The sequence below is a fragment of the Marinobacterium halophilum genome (assembly GCF_003014615.1).
Taxonomy (GTDB): Bacteria; Pseudomonadota; Gammaproteobacteria; order Pseudomonadales; family Balneatricaceae; genus Marinobacterium; species Marinobacterium halophilum.
In genome coordinates this window covers 62,004-78,776 of the sequence record NZ_PYGI01000005.1, presented here as the reverse complement: position 1 = coordinate 78,776, position 16,773 = coordinate 62,004, and the positions used below count along the sequence as shown (strand labels likewise).

The following is a 16,773-nucleotide window of genomic DNA, read 5'->3' as shown; positions in this document are numbered from 1 at the left end:
GTTTATACCTCTCGGCTACTGAAGTCGATGCGAGGGTCCACCAGTGTGTAGGTGATGTCGCTGACCAGCTTCATCAGCAGGCCTGCCAGGGTGAAAATATAGAGCGTACCGAAAATGACGGGATAATCCCGGTTAATAACCGCTTCGTAGCCAAGCAGGCCAAGGCCATCCAGTGAGAAGATCACCTCAATCAGCATGGAGCCGGTGAAAAAGATGCCGATCAGAGCCGCAGGCATACCGGCGATGATCAGCAGCATGGCGTTGCGGAAAACATGGCGGTAGAGCACGGCGTTCTCGCCAAGTCCCTTGGCTCTGGCAGTCAGTACATACTGCTTGTTGATTTCATCCAGAAACGAGTTTTTGGTCAGCATGGTGAGGGTGGCGAAACTCGATACAACCGATGCCAGGACCGGCAGAGTAATATGCCAGAAGTAGTCGCCGATCTGTTGCCACCAGGTCAACTGATCGAAGTTCTGCGAGGTCAGGCCGCGTAGCGGGAACCATTCCAGATAGGTACCGCCGGCGAACAGGACGATCAGCAGGATGGCAAACAGGAAGTTGGGGATGGCGTAGCCGACAATAATGGCGCTGCTGGTCCAGACATCAAACGCCGAGCCATCCCTGACCGCCTTGCGAATCCCCAGAGGGACAGAGATCAGGTAGGTCAGCAGGGTGGTCCAGAGGCCAAGTGAGATCGATACCGGCAGCTTTTCTATGATCAGGTCGGTGACGCTTTTATCGCTGTAGAAACTTTTGCCGAAATCGAATTGCAGATAGCTGACCAGCATTTGATAAAAACGTTCATGAGCCGGTTTGTCGAAACCGTACAGGCGCTCGATCTCCGCTACCAGTGAGGGGTCCAGCCCCTGTGCCCCCCGGTAACCGGATTCGTTCTGGCTACCGGCGGCGACATCCGATTGCTGGCTGCTGCCGATGCGATTGCCGGCGGCATCACCAAAGCCTTGCAGCTGAGCGAGTGTCTGTTCGACCGGGCCGCCGGGTGCGAACTGCACCAGTACGAAGTTCAGCAGGAGAATGCCAAACAGGGTAGGGATGATCAGCAGCAGTCGCCGCAGTATATAGGCGGCCATCAAGGCTTCATCCACCAGGTATCCAGGCCCAGATCATAGGTAGGGCTGGTTTCGGGATGCTCAAACTTGTCCCAGTAGGCGATGCGCCAGGCGCTGATGTGGTAATGCGGAATAACATAGTGATTCCACTGCAGAACCCGATCAAGGGCGCGAGCACGCAGCACCAACTGCTCACGGTTAGGTGCCGCGATCAGCTTTTCGACCAGATAGTCTACAGCGGGATTCTGGATGCCGATCAGGTTGCGGCTGGCGGGACGCTGTGCCGCATCTGAGTGCCAATAATCGCGTTGTTCATTTCCGGGAGAGCTGGACTGGCCAAAGCCGTAGACCACCATGTCGAAGTCGAACTGACGCAACCGGTTGATGTATTGCGATACATCGACAATGCGGATGTCGGCACTAATGCCCAATCGTTCAAGATTGCGGATATAGGGTGAGACAACCCGCTCAAACTCTTTTTGCACCAGCAGGATTTCAAAATGGAAGGGTTCACCATCAGCATTGATCAGGCGACCGTTTTCCAAGGTCCAGCCGGCTTCCTGCAGCAGGCCCAGAGCCTTGCGCAGTTGGATGCGGTTGCGACCGGAACCGTCAGTACTCGGTGCCTTGTACACCTGGGTAAAGACTTCGGCCGGTACCTGATCGCGAACAGGCTCCAGAATCTCCAGTTCAGCAGGTGTTGGCAGTTGATCGGCGGCCATCTCCGAGTTGGAAAAGTAGCTGTTGCTGCGGGTATAGGCACCATAAAACAGGTTGCGGTTGGTCCACTCGAAATCAAAGACCTGGGTCAGTGCCTGGCGTACTCGGACATCGGCAAACAGGTTGCGGCGTGTATTCATCACAAAGCCCTGCATGCCGCGAGGGTTTTGATGGGCAATTTCTTCCTTGCGAATGCGGCCCTCATCAAACGGCGCACCGGTATAGCCGGTTGCCCACGCCTTGGAAGCAAATTCAGTACGGAAGTCGTATTCGCCAGCCTTGAAGGCCTCAAGCGCGACGGTGCTGTCGCGGTAGTAATCGTATTGGCGCTCGTCGAAGTTGAAGCGGCCGCGGTTGACCGGTAAGTCCGCGCCCCAGTAATCATTGCGGCGGGTGTAGGTCAGGGTGCGGCCGGGATCAATGGTGCTGATCGTGTAAGGGCCGGAACCGACGGGAATGTCCAGTGAGGGGGCGGTGAAGTCCTTGTCGGCCCATGCGTGTGCCGGCAATATCGGCACTTCGCCAACGATCAGTGGCAGTTCGCGGTTGGTGGTGTCGCTGAACTCGAAACGGACGCTGAGCGGGGCAATGGCGGTTATGCGCTCAATATCGGCATAATAGCTTTTGAAAAAGGGGCTGCCTTGTTCGCGCAGGATGGTGAAGGTGAACACCACATCCGCTGCGGTGACCGGAGTGCCATCATTAAAGCGTGCCTCCGGGTGCAGATCGAACTCAATCCAGCTGCGGTCGTCGGCTACGCGCAGTTGGCGGGCGAGCAGTCCATAGAGCGAAAACGGTTCATCCAGTGAGCGACTGAGCAGTGAGTCATACAGCAGCCCAGTGCCGTCGGCCACGGTACCCTTGATGATGAAAGGATTGAGGCTGTCGAATGTGCCGATAGCGGCTTCGCGCAAGCGCCCGCCCTTGGGAGCATCGGGGTTGACGTAGTCGAAGTGCTCAAAGTCAGCCGGATATTTGGGCGTGCCATGCATGGCAATACCGTGAACCGAGGCCGGTTCAGCCAGTGCCAGTGCGGCCGTGAAACTGAAAACAAGGGTCAGGGCTGTGCTGAAAAAGGATTGTCTTACTCTGAATCCGGACACCGCGTTCTCCTTGATAACATACTTGATGAGTCAATATTGGTGCGTGCCCCGTGACCGCCTAGTGTGTTCCAGGTCCGCTGGCCTGATCTTGCAGGCGGCGGTGACGTTCCGGGCGCTTGATGCCGTCGGCGATCATTTGCTGATGATAATGTTCCAGGCGGCCCTGTGCCGTATGGTCTCCGGCCGCTAATTGTTTGATCAAATCCTGATCCATCCAGCGCTGGATCTTGCGAAACAGTATCCATTTAAAGGCAACGGCAAGCACCACCGATACCACAATAATGAAAATGCTCAGTGTATCCATGCGTTAACCTGCATCGGCAATATTGATGTACAGCGTCAATGGCTGACCTGGGCGCAACAGCGTGTCAGTAGTGAGGCTGTTCCAGCTCAGAATGTCGTCGATACTGACACTAAAGCGGTTGGCGATGCGCGATAGTGAATCACCCCTGCGGATACGGTAACCCACTTTGCGAACCATGTCGCGCGCATCCCGTACAGCCAGATCCATCCGGGGTGTGCTGTCTGTTGTGGCCGCGGTGGCATTGAGTACTAACAGCTTTTGGCCGGTGCGCAGAGTGTCGCCGGGTGCCATCTGGTTCCAGCGTGCCAATTCGCGCACACTGACACCGTAGCGGCGGGCGATGCTCCAGAAACTTTCACCGTTGCCGACCGCGTGGTATAGCGTGTTGTCGTGACGTTGTTCGAGTTGCTTGATCTTCGCCTGTTTGCGCTGATCTTCACTGAGCGCATAGTGCTCAGCTGTCTGTCCCGGTTTGGGCACGACCAGACTTTGTCCGACGCGGATAAGGTTGCCCTTGAGGCGGTTGCCTTGACGAATGACGCGGGTTGAGCTGTTGAAGCGCTGGGCAATGGTGCTGAGAGTATCGCCGGGTTTTACTTTGTAATGGTGCCAGCTGACTCTGTTGGCAATCGGCAGGGCGCTCAGGCGTTCACGCAGTTGTTCGGCTTTTTCGACCGGTATGAGCAATTTATGTGGACCTTCCGGATCGGTTGCCCAACGATTGAAGCCGGGATTGAGGCGATACAGTGTTTTCAATTCCATCTCGGCCATGCTGGCAACCTGTGCCAGGTCGATCTGGCCACCGGTTTCAACCATGGCGAAATGAGGCCGGTTAGCGACCGGCGTGATGGCCAGATCGAGTGTGTCTGCATCACGGATCACACGTGCGACGGCCAGTAATTTGGGCACATATGCCTGGGTTTCGCGCGGCAGATCAAGCGACCAGAAGTCTGTGGGTTGGCCTTTTTCACGATTACGGCGCATGGCCCGATTCACGGTGCCGCCACCGGCATTGTAGGCCGCCAGAGCCAGTAGCCAGTCACCGTCAAAGCGTTTGTGCAGTTGTTGCAGATAGGTCAGTGCGGCATCGGTAGAGGCGACAATGTCGCGACGGCCGTCATACCACCAGTTGGTGCGCAGTCCGAAGTGGCGTGCCGTACCCGGGATGAACTGCCAAGGGCCTGCCGCACGGGCGTGTGAGTAGGCAAAGGGGTCGTAGGCACTTTCAATCATGGGCAGCAGTGCCATTTCGGCGGGCATATCCCGCTTCAGTACTTCGTTCAGAATATAGTAATAGTAAGGCTGTGCTCGCTCGGTCACCCGCAGCAGATGAGAGGGGTGGCGTTGATACCAGTTGAGCTGCGTTTGGATACGCGGGTGCTCAAGGTCCAGCGGCAGTTGCATGTGCTGGCGGCTCAGTGCCCAGAGATCTTCGGGTTGCTGGTCAGGCTTTGATGCCTCGGCGCGGTTTTTGCCAGCCAGGGATGCAAGCGTTTGATCGGTTGGCGCGACGCGTGCAGACTGGGGCTGTACAGACGCCGTCTGACAGCCGACAAGGAACATTCCCAGCATCGCGGCCAGAAGGGGGGCGGGCACTCGTCGCATTGTAAATCAGTCCTGAAATAACCTTAAAAAACATGATTCTATGGACCCCGGGCAGGAGGGTCAATCAGAACTGGTTTTTCCACTCGCGCAGTGCAGCCAGAACTTCGACTTCTGACCTCAGGGCGGCACCACAAAAATGCTCGGCGGCCAGGACGACGGTGTTGACCTGAGTCCGCATGAACGGATTGATCAGTTTTTCCTGAGCAATGGTGGATGGCAGGGTAGGCAGGCCTTGGCTGCGCAGCTCATGACAATGCTGATGAACCCGGCGAATATCAGTATTTTCGGGCTCTACGCTGGCCGCGAATGCCAGATTGGCCAATGAATATTCATGGGTGCAATAGACTTCAGTGGTGTCAGGCAGTGAAGAAAAATACTGCATGGCACTAAGCATTTCTTTGGCACTGCCTTCAAACAGACGGCCACAACCTGCCAGGAAAAGGGTGTCGCCGCAGAACAGCTGTGCAGTACCGGCAGGCTGGAAGTAGCTGATATGGTCGCGTGTGTGCGCGGGCACGGCTTGTATATTCAGCTGTTGGCCCAGCAGTTCGAGGGTATCTCCGGCCGCCAGCGGATGAGTGATTCCCTTGAAGGGTGAGTTGTGCGGCCCGTATACCGGTATGTCGGCATGGGCGGAAAGTTCGGCAACACCACCAGTGTGGTCGTTGTGATGATGGGTAATCAGGATGGCATGCAATGAACGCTGTTCGCGTTGCAGCCACTCCAGAACCGGTGCGGCATCGCCAGGATCGACCACAATGACGGCATCCGGCTGTGCGTGAGTACTCAGTGCCCAGATGTAATTATCATTAAAAGCAGGAATGGCGGTGACGATGAACATGTTGACGTCCTGTGAGTCTATGGCTGTAGTCATGGCATTTCGTGGTTCAGAGCCCTATAAGGGTACTGTATACTGGCACGAGTTTACATCTAAGTCAGAAGAGGGTGGCTTTGCATGAAGTTCAGCGAACAGCTGCCGTACCCGCAACTGATACCGTTGCTTAGTGATTGGTTTGACAGCCCATTGGGGCAGGAGTTGCTGCAGCAAGAGCAGGACTTTGCCGAACAGGTGTTGCCAACGCTATTCGGATATCATCTGCTGCAGATTGGCTGGGATCATCGTCAGTGCCTGTTTGGTGCCAGTCCGGTGTCACGCAAGCTGACGCTGATTCCGCAGATGCAGCTGGGTGCCGATGCTCGTACCTTGATTGCACATCCTGCCGAGCTGCCGATCCAGTCCAGCGAGGTTGATGTGGTGATATTGCATCATGCACTGGATTACGCAGATAACCCGCATCAGGTGTTGCGCGAAGCCGCACGCGTGCTGCGTCCGGGCGGACATCTTTTGAGCTTCAGTTTCAACCCTGTCAGTTACTGGGGCCTATGGCGCTTTTTCAAGCGGCGCATGCCGCCGTTGTGGAGCGGGCAATTCATTAGTCCGGGGCGGTTGCAGGACTGGCTCGGATTGCTGGAAATGACCAGTTTGAAAAACCGGAGTATGTGCCATCATCTGCCGATTGAGAGCGAACGCTGGCGTCAACGGTTGCGCATGTTTGAGTGTTGCAGTCGCAAGTTGCCAATTAATAGCGGTGCAGTTTTGATGGTGCTGGCACGTAAAGATGTAGCGGGTATGACCCCGTTGAAAGCCGAATGGAAACACAGGCGGTTATTGAGTATGCCGAGTGCTGAACCGAAGCCGACCGCCAGAAGGATGAAGTGATTTGAAACCAGTTGAGATATTTACCGATGGTGCCTGCAAGGGTAATCCGGGACCGGGTGGCTGGGGCGCATTGTTGCGTTACGGCGAGCAGGAAAAAGAGTTGTACGGCGGTGAGCCGGATACCACTAATAACCGAATGGAGCTGCAGGCAGCTATCTCGGCACTGGCAAGTTTGAAGCGCTCATGCAGCGTGGTGCTGACCACTGACTCGCAATATTTACGTCAGGGGATTATGAGCTGGCTGGCAGGTTGGAAGCGTAATGGCTGGAAAACCGCTGCCAGGAAGCCGGTGAAGAATATCGATTTGTGGCAGGCGCTCGATGAGCAGGTGGCGCGTCATGAAGTCGATTGGCGCTGGGTCAAGGGGCATAGTGGTCATCCCGAGAATGAGCGGGCTGACCAGTTGGCAAACCGGGGTGTAGAGGAGTTCGGCAAGTAGTGAGTATGCGTCAGATTATTCTGGATACCGAAACGACAGGTATCGATCCCGAAGCGGGTCACAATATTATCGAGATCGGGTGCGTCGAGATGGTTCGTCGCAAGCTGACCGGTAATACGTGGCATCACTATCTTAAGCCTGACCGGACGGTTGAAACCGAAGCGATTGAAGTACACGGAATCACCAATGAGTTTCTGGAAGACAAGCCAAAATTTGCGTCTCTGGGTGCGGATTTCCTGAACTTTGTTCGTGGTGCAGAACTGATTATCCATAATGCGGCATTTGATATCGGCTTCCTGAATACCGAATTGGCGCGTAATGGCTTCAGTGAGCGTATGGAAGATATCTGTACGATCACCGATACCCTGGCGATGGCACGCAAAAAGCATCCCGGGCAGCGCAACAGCCTTGATGCACTGTGTCGTCGATACGGAATCGACAACTCGCACCGTGAACTTCATGGCGCATTGCTGGACTCCGAGATTCTGGCCGATGTCTATCTGTTCCTGACCGGCGGTCAGACCGCCTTGCAGCTGGGGCAGTCGTCAGGGCAGGGGGATGACAGTGATGATGAGCCGATCCGTCGAGTAGTGACGCACTCGCCTTTAGCGGTCGTGCGAGCCAGCGCGGATGAATTGCGCCAGCATGACGCCTTCATTCAGCTGCTGGATAAGAAAAGTGATGGTGCGGTCTGGCGTCAATTGGATCTTGGGGAGTAAATGCCGATGGCTGTGGAGCCGGTAAAAGCGGAGCGTTACTATCTCAGTTATCAGGGTCAGCTGTTGCGGCATGAGGCCGAGTTGACTGCCCCGTTGTCACAGGCAAGGCGCTGGGCAGATATTACCGAATGTCAGTTACAGGTCGGGTGCGGTCATGGCTTACTGATTCTGCGTCAGCTCCCTGCCGGCGTAAGTGAGGATGTACGACTGCGTGGGGCTTTGTCGCAGGCAGCGGATGAGTCGGAATATGCACGTCTGGCACGTGCGGCCCAGTTGGCGACATGGTTTGATCAGCACCGGTTTTGTGGGCGTTGTGGTACTGCAATGGTAGCGCATGCAAGTGACCTGGCGCGGATGTGTCCGGATTGTGAGCTGGTGCAATATCCACGCATCTCACCCTGCGTTATTGTGCTGGTACGGCGAGGTGATCGCTGCCTGTTGGCGCGTTCGGGGCGTTTTCCACCTGGGCGCTATAGTACACTTGCGGGGTTCATCGAAGCGGGCGAAAGTGCCGAAGCTGCGGTGCAGCGTGAAATTCGGGAAGAGGTAGGGATTGAGGTGCAGAACCTGAAGTTTTTTGCCACTCAGTCATGGCCGTTCCCGCATCAGTTGATGCTGGGCTTTTTTGCCGATTATGCCGGAGGTGTGCTGACGCCTGATGGTGAGGAGATCCTTGAGGCTGACTGGTTTTCTGTCGATAACTTGCCGGACCTGCCGCCTCCTTTCAGTATTTCGCGTCAGCTGATCGATCATTTCTTTGCATCCATCAGTGTGTCAGCGGCTAAATAGTTTACCCAGGCGCGTTGCCAGCATGACGTTGCCTTCTGCGCGCAGCTGGCCTTTCAAATAGGCACTCATGCCGTCCTGTTCACCGCTGATCACGCGTATCAGTGTGGCTTCATCCAGATGCACAACCAGGTTGGGGTCGTCATGTATGCCGAAGCAGGTGACGCACTGGCTCTTGTCGATACTGATAAAGAAGGCGTCTGCATCAGACAGGCGAAACTGGAATACGGCCTGCAACTCGTTTGCCTGTTCAGGGTTGAACTTTTCCGGCAGTTTGTCGACGATGCGTTGCAGGGTCAGTGGCGATGTCATAAGTGATGGTGTCCTGATATACACATGGGCATGATAACTATCAGGTTTATGGTACAGTAGCGCGAACTCTGAAGCGAACCCATGATGCCTTGAGCGGAGAGATATATTGACAGCTTTTTTTGCAGAGTATGGCTTGTTTCTAGCCAAAGTAATTACCCTCGTGGCCAGCGTTTTATTGCTGGTGGGTGGTGTTGGCGCGCTGCTTGAGCGGCGTCGAGAGCACCGTGAAGGGCATATTGAAGTCAAAAGCCTGAATGACCACCTTGAAGATTTGAAAACCGATATAGAAGCGGCGGTGGTGGACGAAGCGTTGGCACGGCAGCACGAAAAAGCGCGGCGCAAGCAGGATAAGGCGGAAGCCAAGGCACTGAAGAAAACCCTCAAACAGGGTAAAGAGCCGGAAAAACCCCGCAAGCGTGTATTTGTGCTCAACTTTGATGGTGACATGCATGCCTCGGAAGTCGAGTCGCTGCGTGAAGAGGTTAGCGCTGTTCTGACCATCGCCGACAAGGATGATGAAGTTGTCGTGCGTTTGGAAAGTCCTGGTGGTCTGGTGCATGCTTATGGTCTTGCCAGCTCGCAGTTGGAGCGGATCAAGGCCAAAGGCATTCGGTTGACGATCTGTGTCGATCGAGTCGCAGCCAGTGGCGGTTACATGATGGCCTGTATTGCAGATCACCTGGTGGCGGCACCATTTGCTCTGGTCGGATCTATCGGTGTGATTGCGCAGTTGCCCAACTTCCACCGTTTGCTGCAGAAGCATGACGTGGATTATGAAGTGCTGACTGCGGGCGAATACAAACGCACATTGACCGTTTTTGGTGAGAATACGGATAAGGGACGTGAAAAATTCATCGAAGAGCTGGAAGATACCCATGAACTGTTCAAGACGTTCGTGTCCGAGTATCGACCACAGCTGGATGTCGAGAAAGTCGCGACCGGTGAAGTTTGGTTTGGCCGTCGGGCGCTGAATGAACAGCTGATTGACGCTATCTCAACCAGTGATGACTACCTCTTTGAGTTGTGTCAGGAACATGATGTGTTTGAACTCAGCTATGAGGTTAAACTCGGTTTGCAGGAGCGTTTGGGTCAGTTGGCAATCAATACGTCGGATGGCTTGTTGTTGCGCTGGTGGCAGCGCGTTACAAATAGTCGGTTATTGTCACGTTAGGGCAGAGATAATGAGCATCGGTGAACACCAGTGGTCCACCTGGAGAGCAGTAAAACCAATGTCGGCAGATAAAAACATGTACCAGACCTCTGATACGTCGAGTCGTATCATCCGGGCAGCTGAGCAGCTGTTTGCCGAACAGGGTTTCAAGGAAACCACAATGCGCCAGATTACCACACTGGCGGATGTGAATCTGGCGGCTGTCAACTACCACTTCGGCTCCAAAAAGGGGTTGATACAGTCGGTGGCAGAGCGGTCGTTGACACCTTTGTGTGATGCGATTGAAGAAGGGCTTGCGCGGCTGGATGCCAATATATCAGCACCGGCTTTGGAAGAATTGTTGCAGGTTCTGGCAACAGCGCTGGTGCGGGTCCATGGCCGTAATGCTTACGCTCTGGCCGTATTGATGAGGCTGCTGGATCTAGCGTACCGCCCTGCCCAACAGGGCTTGCAAAGCTTCATGCATACGCAGTATGGCAAGCGTATGGCGGTGTTTATGCATTACCTGAGACAGGAAACGCAGTCGCTGGATGAGCGCGAATTTTTTTGGCGCCTGCACTTCATGATGGGGTCGGTCATTTTCACGTTATCCAACATGCATGTGCTGATTGCACTGGATAAGCCGGGCACTGAAGTGGATGCGGCTGTGGAGGTTCAGGCGATCCTGCAGCGTATGGTGCCGGTTATCAGTGCCGGTCTGTTGGCTCCAGGCAATAGCGACCCCGGTTGATGTCTGTCCGGCTCACCGTATCGATTGCGGCGCAGCGGCTGGATGTGTGGGCAGGTGGTGCCTCGGTGTGCCACTACCCTGTTTCCACGGCTTTGGCGGGAGCGGGCGAGCGTAATGGCTCCGGTTGTACGCCTCGAGGCCCTCATTATATTCGTGCTTGTATCGGCGCTGGTCAGCCCTTGGGTGCAGTATTTATTGGGCGACGTCCAACCGGTGAAATCTACACGGATGCGTTGGCTGCGCAGTACCCGCAACGGGACTGGATACTCAGCCGCATACTGTGGCTATGCGGCCTGGAGGTCGGCTTCAACCGCGGCGCTGATGTCGATACTCAGCGCCGCTACATTTACATTCATGGTACCCCGGACACCGAGCCAATGGGGGTGCCGCTCTCCCATGGTTGTATTCGGATGCGCAATGCCGATCTGATCGAGCTATTCGAGCAGGTGCAGCCAGGTACCCCAGTCCTGATAGAAGAGTGACATTATGACCACTGGTGTTTTGATGTTGGATCTGGAGGGGCTGACGCTCACTCCTGAAGAAGCAAATACGTTGCAGGCTCCGGAGGTCGGCGGTCTGATTCTGTTCAGTCGCAATTTCGACGGACCGGAACAGCTGCGTGAGCTGATGGGGCGCATCCGTGAATTGCGGCCTGATCTGCTGGTTGCCGTCGATCAGGAAGGGGGGCGGGTGCAGCGGTTTCGTGACGGCTTTACCCGTTTGCCGCCAATGTCGACGCTGGGTCGGCGTTGGCTGGATAACCCTCATCGCGCTATCGCGCAGGCACATGAAATTGGTTGGTTGATGGCAACCGAGCTGCGCCAGTTCGACATTGATATCAGTTTTGCGCCAGTGCTTGATCTGGACTGGGGACAAAGCAGTGTGATCGGTGATCGCGCTTTTGGGCAAACGGCGGAGGCGGTGATCGAGCTTGCTGGCGGTATTATGGCGGGTATGCATGAAGCGGGCATGGCCGCAACCGGGAAGCATTTCCCGGGGCATGGCTGGGTAAAAGCCGACTCTCACCTGGAGTTGCCGGTTGATGAGCGCAGCTTTGCCCAGATTGAAGAGCAGGACCTGCGACCGTTTGACGCATTGATTCGACGCGGGCTTGATGGCGTAATGCCGGCGCACGTAGTCTATCGTGATGCCTGCTCGGCACCGGCGGGTTTCTCAACCTTCTGGCTGCAGCAGATTTTGCGTCAGCGGCTACGCTTTGATGGCGTCATCTTCAGTGATGACTTGAGTATGGAAGGGGCTCGTCAGGCGGGTGGCTATGCTGATCGTTGTGATCGAGCCCTCGCAGCAGGGTGTGACATGGTGTTGGTCTGTAACGACCCAGAGGGTGCGCGTGAAGTACTGGCCCACCTTCAGCAACAGGATGTAGCGGCGTCCCATCGTCTGGCACGAATGCGTGCTCGTCCATCCCGTATTGCAGACGAGGAACGCCTGCATGACAGTCGCATGCTGGCTGCGGCACTAATCGAGGAGGCTTGATGTTAGAGCAGCTGCTCAAACCGATACTGGCGCCACTGTTCAACCAGTGGCCGGCATTGAATGAATATGGCTGGCAGATTGCAGCAATGACCGTGGTCCTGATTGTCTGGTTGTTGACGGTCATGTTCAACTGGGTCACGGTGCGTTTGATCAGACATCTGAGTCAGAAAGCGCCGGTATGGGATGAGTTGTTGCTCCAATCCATACGCACACCGCTTCGATTACTGATCTGGGTAATTGGCCTGTCGTTGCTGCTTGAAATCTTCAGTCGCAACGGGATGGCGGTCAGTGTCGGTGCCGGTACGGAGGTGCGGCGCTTCGGGGCAATTCTGATTATTGCCTGGGGTGTGCTGCGTTTCATCAATTCGGCGGAGGCTTTTTTCACGCAGCCTGAGCGCGGGCGCAAGCAGGTTGATCGCACCACGGCGGATGCTGTGGCAAAACTGTTGCGTTTGATCGTTGTTATTCTGGCCGGCCTCACGGTGCTGCAGTCCGCCGGTATCAGTATCTCGGGGATACTTGCCTTCGGGGGGATTGGCGGTATTGCCGTCGGTTTTGCGGCCAAGGACCTGTTGGCCAACTTTTTTGGTGGTTTGATGGTGTACCTGGATCGCCCGTTTCGTGTGGGTGATTGGGTGCGTTCGCCCGACAAGGAAATTGAGGGAACCGTTGAGCATATCGGTTGGCGTCTGACTCGCATTCGTACCTTTGATCAGCGGCCGCTGTATGTGCCGAATGCCACCTTTGCCAGCATATCGGTCGAGAACCCGTCACGCATGCGCAATCGACGTATCTATGAGCATGTTGGCGTACGCTATGACGACGCGGACAAGGTTAAGCAGATCGTGGATGATGTTCGTGAAATGCTGAAGGCGCATCCCGAGATAGATATTCACCAGACCCTGATTGTTCACTTGAATCGATTCGGGCCGTCTTCGCTGGATTTCATGGTGTATACCTTCACCAAAACCACTCAGTGGGTGAAATATCACGCGATCAAGCAGGACGTGATGTTACGCATTGCCGATATTATTTTCAGTCATGGTGCCGAATTTGCCTTCCCGACTCAGACGTTGCATATAGCGGGTACCGAATCCGGGCTTGAGCCAAACGTGTTACCTGAAGGTGTTGCCGAGTTGCAAGGGCGATAATGGGTGCTTCCGAGGGGAGTGTGCAGGTCCGCTGGCTAAAGCAGCTGGCGCGCTCTGAGCGTTTCTGGACGCGTGTCAGTGTGCTGGCAGGTGTTGGAATCGGTTTGATGCTGATTGTTCAGGCCCACTTGCTGGCGCGCCTGGTCAGTGAAGTTCTGTTTGACGATACGGTTACCGGCATAGCCTGGCCTCTTTTAGGGGTGCTGCTGGCTGCTCTGTTGGTGCGCGCGGCGCTAGGTGTTTTGCGGGAGTGGGCCGGGCAGCAGAGCTCGATCAGAGTGCGTCGCCGCGTCCGGGCCGACTTATTGCAGCAATTGGCCCGCTTGGGACCTGCCTATAGCGGAGATCAGCGTAGCGGGGAGCTGGGTAGTGAGCTGCTGGAACAGGTCGAGGCGCTGGATGGTTTCTTTGCCCGCTATCTGCCGCAGATGGCGTTGGCAGCCATGTTGCCGCTGGTTATTTTGGCATTCGTGTTTCCACTCAACTGGATGGCGGGTTTGATCTTCCTGCTTACGGCGCCGTTGGTGCCGTTGTTCATGGCGCTGGTCGGTAGTCGTGCGGCTGAGGCCAATCGACGCAACTTTTCTGCCTTGTCACAGCTCAGTGCGCATTTTCTTGATGTCGTGCAGGGCATTGTGACCTTGAAACTTTTTGACCGCAGTCGTGATCAGGCCGCCGTGATCGAACGAGGGGCGGACGAATTCCGTCAACGAACGATGCAGGTATTGCGTCTGGCGTTTCTGTCGTCGGCCGTGCTGGAATTCTTTGCTTCAATCTCCATTGCGGTCGTGGCGGTCTATCTGGGCTTCAGTTTCCTGGGGCATCTGGATATTGGCTATTGGGATGCGCCGGTTAATCTGTATCAGGGCTTGTTTATTTTGCTGTTGGCGCCGGAGTTCTATTTGCCTCTGCGCGAGCTCGGCACTCATTATCATGCCAAGCAGGAAGCGATTGCAGCGGCTGAGCGTTTGCGGGCGATACTGGAGCAGGAGCCGTTGGCGCTACCGGAAGAAGGTAAAGGGCTGCATGAACCGGTGCGTGAGGTCGCGATAACGTCAGCCTGTTTGCAGTATCCCGGGCAGGCCGATCCAGTCTTTTCTGATCTTAATCTGGTGTTGCGGCAGGGCCGAATCACGGCGCTGGTCGGGCCCAGTGGTGCTGGCAAGTCGAGTTTGCTGCAGGTGTTGCTGGGCTTTCGACGTTTGAACGCCGGCCAGGTGCGAGTGAATGGCCTTCCTCTGGAAGACGTGGGGCTTAATGCCTGGTTGCAGCAGGTGGCATGGGTCAGTCAGCACACTTCCCTGTTTCCGGGCACTTTGCGTGACAATCTGCTGCTGGCCAAGAGTGGTGCTGATGAGCGTCAACTCTATCAGGCGCTGGAACAGGCTAATGCGCTGGAATTTGTACAGCGGCTGCCTGACGGGTTGGAAACACAGGTGGGTGAGCGAGGTGTTGGTTTATCGGGTGGGCAGATTCAGCGCCTGGCGTTGGCGCGTGCTTTTTTAAAGGATGCGCCGGTATTGTTGCTGGATGAGCCAACCGCGAATCTGGATCGCGACAGTGAGGTGAAAGTGTTGGCTGCCCTGCGGGTGCTTTGTCAGGGGCGGCTGGTCTTGATGTTGACTCACCGGCAGCGTTCGGTGTTGCAGGCGGATGAAGTCTGGCAGCTGGATGCCGGCAGCTTGACGGCGGTGCTAACCGAGGTGAGTAAATGAAAGCGTTGCTGCCATTTGTACGCATGTTGCTGGCACATCGTGGTTGGGTATTTGCGGGCATGTTGCTCAGTTTGCTTACTCTGTTGGCGGCAATAGGATTGCTGACCTTGTCCGGCTGGTTTATTTCGGCGTCTGCGCTGGCGGGCGTGAGTGTGTTGAGTGCCCGTCAATTCAATTACTTCACCCCTGGGGCTGGCGTGCGTGGTTTTGCCATTGCGCGCACTGTTGGTCGCTATTTTGAGAGGGTCACGACGCATGAGGCAACCTTTCGGATGTTGGCGGAACTGCGTAGCTGGTTCTACCGGCGTCTGGAGGTGCTCGGACCGGCGCGGCTGCAAGCATTCCGCTCGGCCGATCTGCTCAACCGGCTGGTGGCCGATATCAATGCACTCGACAATCTGTACTTGCGTGTATTGGTGCCGACACTGGTGGCACTGGCGGTCAGTATTTTGGTGGTGTTATTTATCGCTCGCTACAGCCCGGCTATTGCGCTGCTGACTACCGTTGCGTTGTTGTTGGCGGGTGTATTGCTGCCGATGCTGGCGCAGTACGCCGGTCGCCGTTTGGGGCGGCTCCAGCTACTGCTGCTCAGCCGTCTGCGTGTGCGCCTGTTGGCGCTGGTGCAGGGGCAGGCTGATCTACACATCTATGGCGGTGTGGATACATCAATACAGGAAGCGCAGGCGGTTGAGCGGCAGCTGCAACGGACGCAGTTACGTATGGCGTTGATCAGTGGGCTGACAACGGCAGTCTTGACCATCATCGCTGGTGTGGCGGGGGTGGGTGCGTTGGTGTTGGGTACCGAGCTGGTGCTGAGTGATGTGATTGCGCCGGCACATCTGGCCATGTTGCTGTTTTGTGTCTTGGCTGTGTTTGAGGCAGTGGCTCCGTTGCCGCTGGCGTATCAATATTTGAGCAAAACCATTACGGCTGCGGAGCGCTTGAATGAAGTATCGGGCGCTTCTGCTGGTGTCTGCTATCCCGATGCTGATCTTGAGGTGCCGGTTATCCCCGGTCAGATCATGTTGCGCGATGTGTGTATGCGCTACACGGAGCATGCGCCGCTGGCACTGGATCAATTGTCGCTGTCGGTCGCGCCTGGTGAGCATGTGCTGGTATTGGGGCATACGGGTAGTGGTAAGAGCAGTTTGATCAACCTGCTTGCGCGCTTTTATGATCCTGAAGCGGGTGCTGTGGAGTTGAGTGGCTGTCCGGTTCGGAGTTACTCCGAAACCACGCTCAGAGCGCAGATGAGTGTTCTGTCGCAGCCAGTGCAGTTATTTGCCGGCAGCGTCGCGGATAATTTGTCTTTGGCGCTGCCGGATGCCTCGCCCTCAGAGCTGCTGGAGGTGTTGCGTCGTGTTTGCCTGGATCAGGTGTTGGGCGACAATCCTCTGGAATATCAGATTGGTGAGTCAGGCAGTCGTCTGTCGGGAGGGCAGCGCAAGCGCCTTGCGTTGGCGCGTGCATTGCTCAAGCCATCACCGTTGCTGGTGCTGGATGAGCCAACCGAGGGTCTGGATGCAGTGACAGAAGCAGCCGTCATCAAGGGTGTGCTGGATAGCTGCCAGGGGCGCACGGTGCTTATGATCAGTCATCATTTACAGATGGCGAACCACTTTGATCGCATCATAGTGCTCGACCGTGGTTGTGTTATCGAGGCGGGCACGCCGGTTGAATTGGCCGAGCGCCCTGATAGCCGTTACAACCAGCTGCGGGCGCTCTAGTTAG

Annotated in this window: 17 protein-coding genes; 11 read left to right on the top strand and 6 right to left on the bottom strand. The window is 55.9% G+C overall.

Annotated elements, in window-relative coordinates; genetic code table 11:
- Positions 1–2: 2 nt before the first annotated feature.
- The 5 genes from CLV44_RS04765 to gloB all read right to left on the bottom strand — a co-directional run bounded on the left by CLV44_RS04765 (position 3) and on the right by gloB (position 5,676).
- On the bottom strand, positions 3–1,091 hold the full coding sequence (locus CLV44_RS04765) for a microcin C ABC transporter permease YejB (protein WP_106590966.1): 1,089 nt from the start codon (positions 1,089–1,091) through the stop codon (positions 3–5).
- Positions 1,091–2,893, bottom strand: a complete 1,803-nt coding sequence (locus CLV44_RS04760) for an extracellular solute-binding protein (protein ID WP_245912608.1) — start codon at positions 2,891–2,893, stop codon at positions 1,091–1,093. The genes CLV44_RS04765 and CLV44_RS04760 overlap by 1 nt, the downstream gene beginning before the upstream one ends.
- A gap of 58 nt (positions 2,894–2,951) precedes the next feature.
- Positions 2,952–3,197 carry a hypothetical protein gene (locus CLV44_RS04755; protein ID WP_106590965.1) on the bottom strand — a complete coding sequence of 82 codons (246 nt, stop codon included), beginning with the start codon at positions 3,195–3,197 and terminating at the stop codon, positions 2,952–2,954.
- A gap of 3 nt (positions 3,198–3,200) precedes the next feature.
- Positions 3,201–4,802 (bottom strand): LysM peptidoglycan-binding domain-containing protein, encoded by a 1,602-nt coding sequence (locus CLV44_RS04750; protein WP_106590964.1) that lies wholly within the window; start codon positions 4,800–4,802, stop codon positions 3,201–3,203.
- A 64-nt stretch (positions 4,803–4,866) separates the two neighbouring features.
- Positions 4,867–5,676 carry a hydroxyacylglutathione hydrolase gene (gene gloB, locus CLV44_RS04745; protein ID WP_342748481.1) on the bottom strand — a complete coding sequence of 270 codons (810 nt, stop codon included), beginning with the start codon at positions 5,674–5,676 and terminating at the stop codon, positions 4,867–4,869.
- An 81-nt stretch (positions 5,677–5,757) separates the two neighbouring features.
- Between gloB and CLV44_RS04740 the strand changes: the two genes are divergently transcribed.
- From CLV44_RS04740 to nudC, 4 genes are read left to right on the top strand one after another with little or no spacing between them, the layout of a single operon-like run.
- Entirely contained in the window at positions 5,758–6,522 is a 765-nt protein-coding gene (locus tag CLV44_RS04740) for a class I SAM-dependent methyltransferase (protein WP_106590962.1), read from the top strand.
- A gap of 1 nt (position 6,523) precedes the next feature.
- On the top strand, positions 6,524–6,961 hold the full coding sequence (rnhA, locus tag CLV44_RS04735; RefSeq protein WP_106590961.1) for a ribonuclease HI: 438 nt from the start codon (positions 6,524–6,526) through the stop codon (positions 6,959–6,961).
- Between the two features lie 5 nt (positions 6,962–6,966).
- The gene (gene dnaQ / locus CLV44_RS04730; RefSeq protein WP_106590960.1) at positions 6,967–7,680 is read left to right on the top strand and encodes a DNA polymerase III subunit epsilon; all 714 of its coding nucleotides are present in this window, start codon (positions 6,967–6,969) and stop codon (positions 7,678–7,680) included.
- A gap of 6 nt (positions 7,681–7,686) precedes the next feature.
- Positions 7,687–8,469 carry an NAD(+) diphosphatase gene (gene nudC / locus CLV44_RS04725; RefSeq protein WP_106591050.1) on the top strand — a complete coding sequence of 261 codons (783 nt, stop codon included), beginning with the start codon at positions 7,687–7,689 and terminating at the stop codon, positions 8,467–8,469.
- Here nudC and CLV44_RS04720 read toward each other — a convergent pair.
- The gene (locus CLV44_RS04720; RefSeq protein ID WP_106590959.1) at positions 8,455–8,778 is read right to left on the bottom strand and encodes an SCP2 sterol-binding domain-containing protein; all 324 of its coding nucleotides are present in this window, start codon (positions 8,776–8,778) and stop codon (positions 8,455–8,457) included. The two genes, nudC and CLV44_RS04720, sit on opposite strands and share 15 nt — an antisense overlap.
- A gap of 106 nt (positions 8,779–8,884) precedes the next feature.
- On the opposite strand from CLV44_RS04720, the gene sohB reads away from it, so the two are divergent.
- Genes sohB through cydC form a run of 7 tightly spaced genes read left to right on the top strand, consistent with a single transcriptional unit; the run spans position 8,885 to position 16,769 of the window.
- Complete coding sequence (sohB, locus tag CLV44_RS04715) at positions 8,885–9,949, top strand: protease SohB (RefSeq protein WP_106590958.1); 1,065 nt, start codon at positions 8,885–8,887, stop codon at positions 9,947–9,949.
- Positions 9,950–10,007: 58 nt separating this feature from the next.
- Entirely contained in the window at positions 10,008–10,679 is a 672-nt protein-coding gene (locus tag CLV44_RS04710) for a TetR/AcrR family transcriptional regulator (RefSeq protein ID WP_245912607.1), read from the top strand.
- The gene (locus CLV44_RS04705; RefSeq protein ID WP_106590957.1) at positions 10,679–11,161 is read left to right on the top strand and encodes a L,D-transpeptidase; all 483 of its coding nucleotides are present in this window, start codon (positions 10,679–10,681) and stop codon (positions 11,159–11,161) included. The genes CLV44_RS04710 and CLV44_RS04705 overlap by 1 nt, the downstream gene beginning before the upstream one ends.
- A 4-nt stretch (positions 11,162–11,165) precedes the next feature.
- The gene (gene nagZ, locus CLV44_RS04700) at positions 11,166–12,176 is read left to right on the top strand and encodes a beta-N-acetylhexosaminidase (protein WP_245912606.1); all 1,011 of its coding nucleotides are present in this window, start codon (positions 11,166–11,168) and stop codon (positions 12,174–12,176) included.
- Positions 12,176–13,327, top strand: a complete 1,152-nt coding sequence (locus tag CLV44_RS04695; RefSeq protein WP_106590956.1) for a mechanosensitive ion channel family protein — start codon at positions 12,176–12,178, stop codon at positions 13,325–13,327. Before nagZ ends, CLV44_RS04695 begins: the two co-directional genes overlap by 1 nt.
- On the top strand, positions 13,327–15,042 hold the full coding sequence (cydD, locus tag CLV44_RS04690; protein ID WP_106590955.1) for a thiol reductant ABC exporter subunit CydD: 1,716 nt from the start codon (positions 13,327–13,329) through the stop codon (positions 15,040–15,042). Before CLV44_RS04695 ends, cydD begins: the two co-directional genes overlap by 1 nt.
- The gene (cydC, locus tag CLV44_RS04685; RefSeq protein WP_106590954.1) at positions 15,039–16,769 is read left to right on the top strand and encodes a thiol reductant ABC exporter subunit CydC; all 1,731 of its coding nucleotides are present in this window, start codon (positions 15,039–15,041) and stop codon (positions 16,767–16,769) included. The genes cydD and cydC overlap by 4 nt, the downstream gene beginning before the upstream one ends.
- Positions 16,770–16,773 lie beyond the last annotated feature (4 nt).

Bases quoted from the DNA above. Each gene is read 5' to 3' on its own strand.
- CLV44_RS04765 (WP_106590966.1), bottom strand. From the start codon at position 1,091: ATGGCCGCCTATATACTGCGGCGACTGCTGCTGATCATCCCTACCCTG.
- CLV44_RS04755 (WP_106590965.1), bottom strand. From the start codon at position 3,197: ATGGATACACTGAGCATTTTCATTATTGTGGTATCGGTGGTGCTTGCC.
- CLV44_RS04750 (WP_106590964.1), bottom strand. From the start codon at position 4,802: ATGCGACGAGTGCCCGCCCCCCTTCTGGCCGCGATGCTGGGAATGTTC.
- gloB (WP_342748481.1), bottom strand. From the start codon at position 5,676: ATGACTACAGCCATAGACTCACAGGACGTCAACATGTTCATCGTCACC.
- CLV44_RS04740 (WP_106590962.1), top strand. From the start codon at position 5,758: ATGAAGTTCAGCGAACAGCTGCCGTACCCGCAACTGATACCGTTGCTT.
- dnaQ (WP_106590960.1), top strand. From the start codon at position 6,967: ATGCGTCAGATTATTCTGGATACCGAAACGACAGGTATCGATCCCGAA.
- nudC (WP_106591050.1), top strand. From the start codon at position 7,687: ATGGCTGTGGAGCCGGTAAAAGCGGAGCGTTACTATCTCAGTTATCAG.
- CLV44_RS04720 (WP_106590959.1), bottom strand. From the start codon at position 8,778: ATGACATCGCCACTGACCCTGCAACGCATCGTCGACAAACTGCCGGAA.
- CLV44_RS04710 (WP_245912607.1), top strand. From the start codon at position 10,008: ATGTCGGCAGATAAAAACATGTACCAGACCTCTGATACGTCGAGTCGT.
- CLV44_RS04705 (WP_106590957.1), top strand. From the start codon at position 10,679: ATGTCTGTCCGGCTCACCGTATCGATTGCGGCGCAGCGGCTGGATGTG.
- nagZ (WP_245912606.1), top strand. From the start codon at position 11,166: ATGACCACTGGTGTTTTGATGTTGGATCTGGAGGGGCTGACGCTCACT.
- CLV44_RS04695 (WP_106590956.1), top strand. From the start codon at position 12,176: ATGTTAGAGCAGCTGCTCAAACCGATACTGGCGCCACTGTTCAACCAG.
- cydD (WP_106590955.1), top strand. From the start codon at position 13,327: ATGGGTGCTTCCGAGGGGAGTGTGCAGGTCCGCTGGCTAAAGCAGCTG.
- cydC (WP_106590954.1), top strand. From the start codon at position 15,039: ATGAAAGCGTTGCTGCCATTTGTACGCATGTTGCTGGCACATCGTGGT.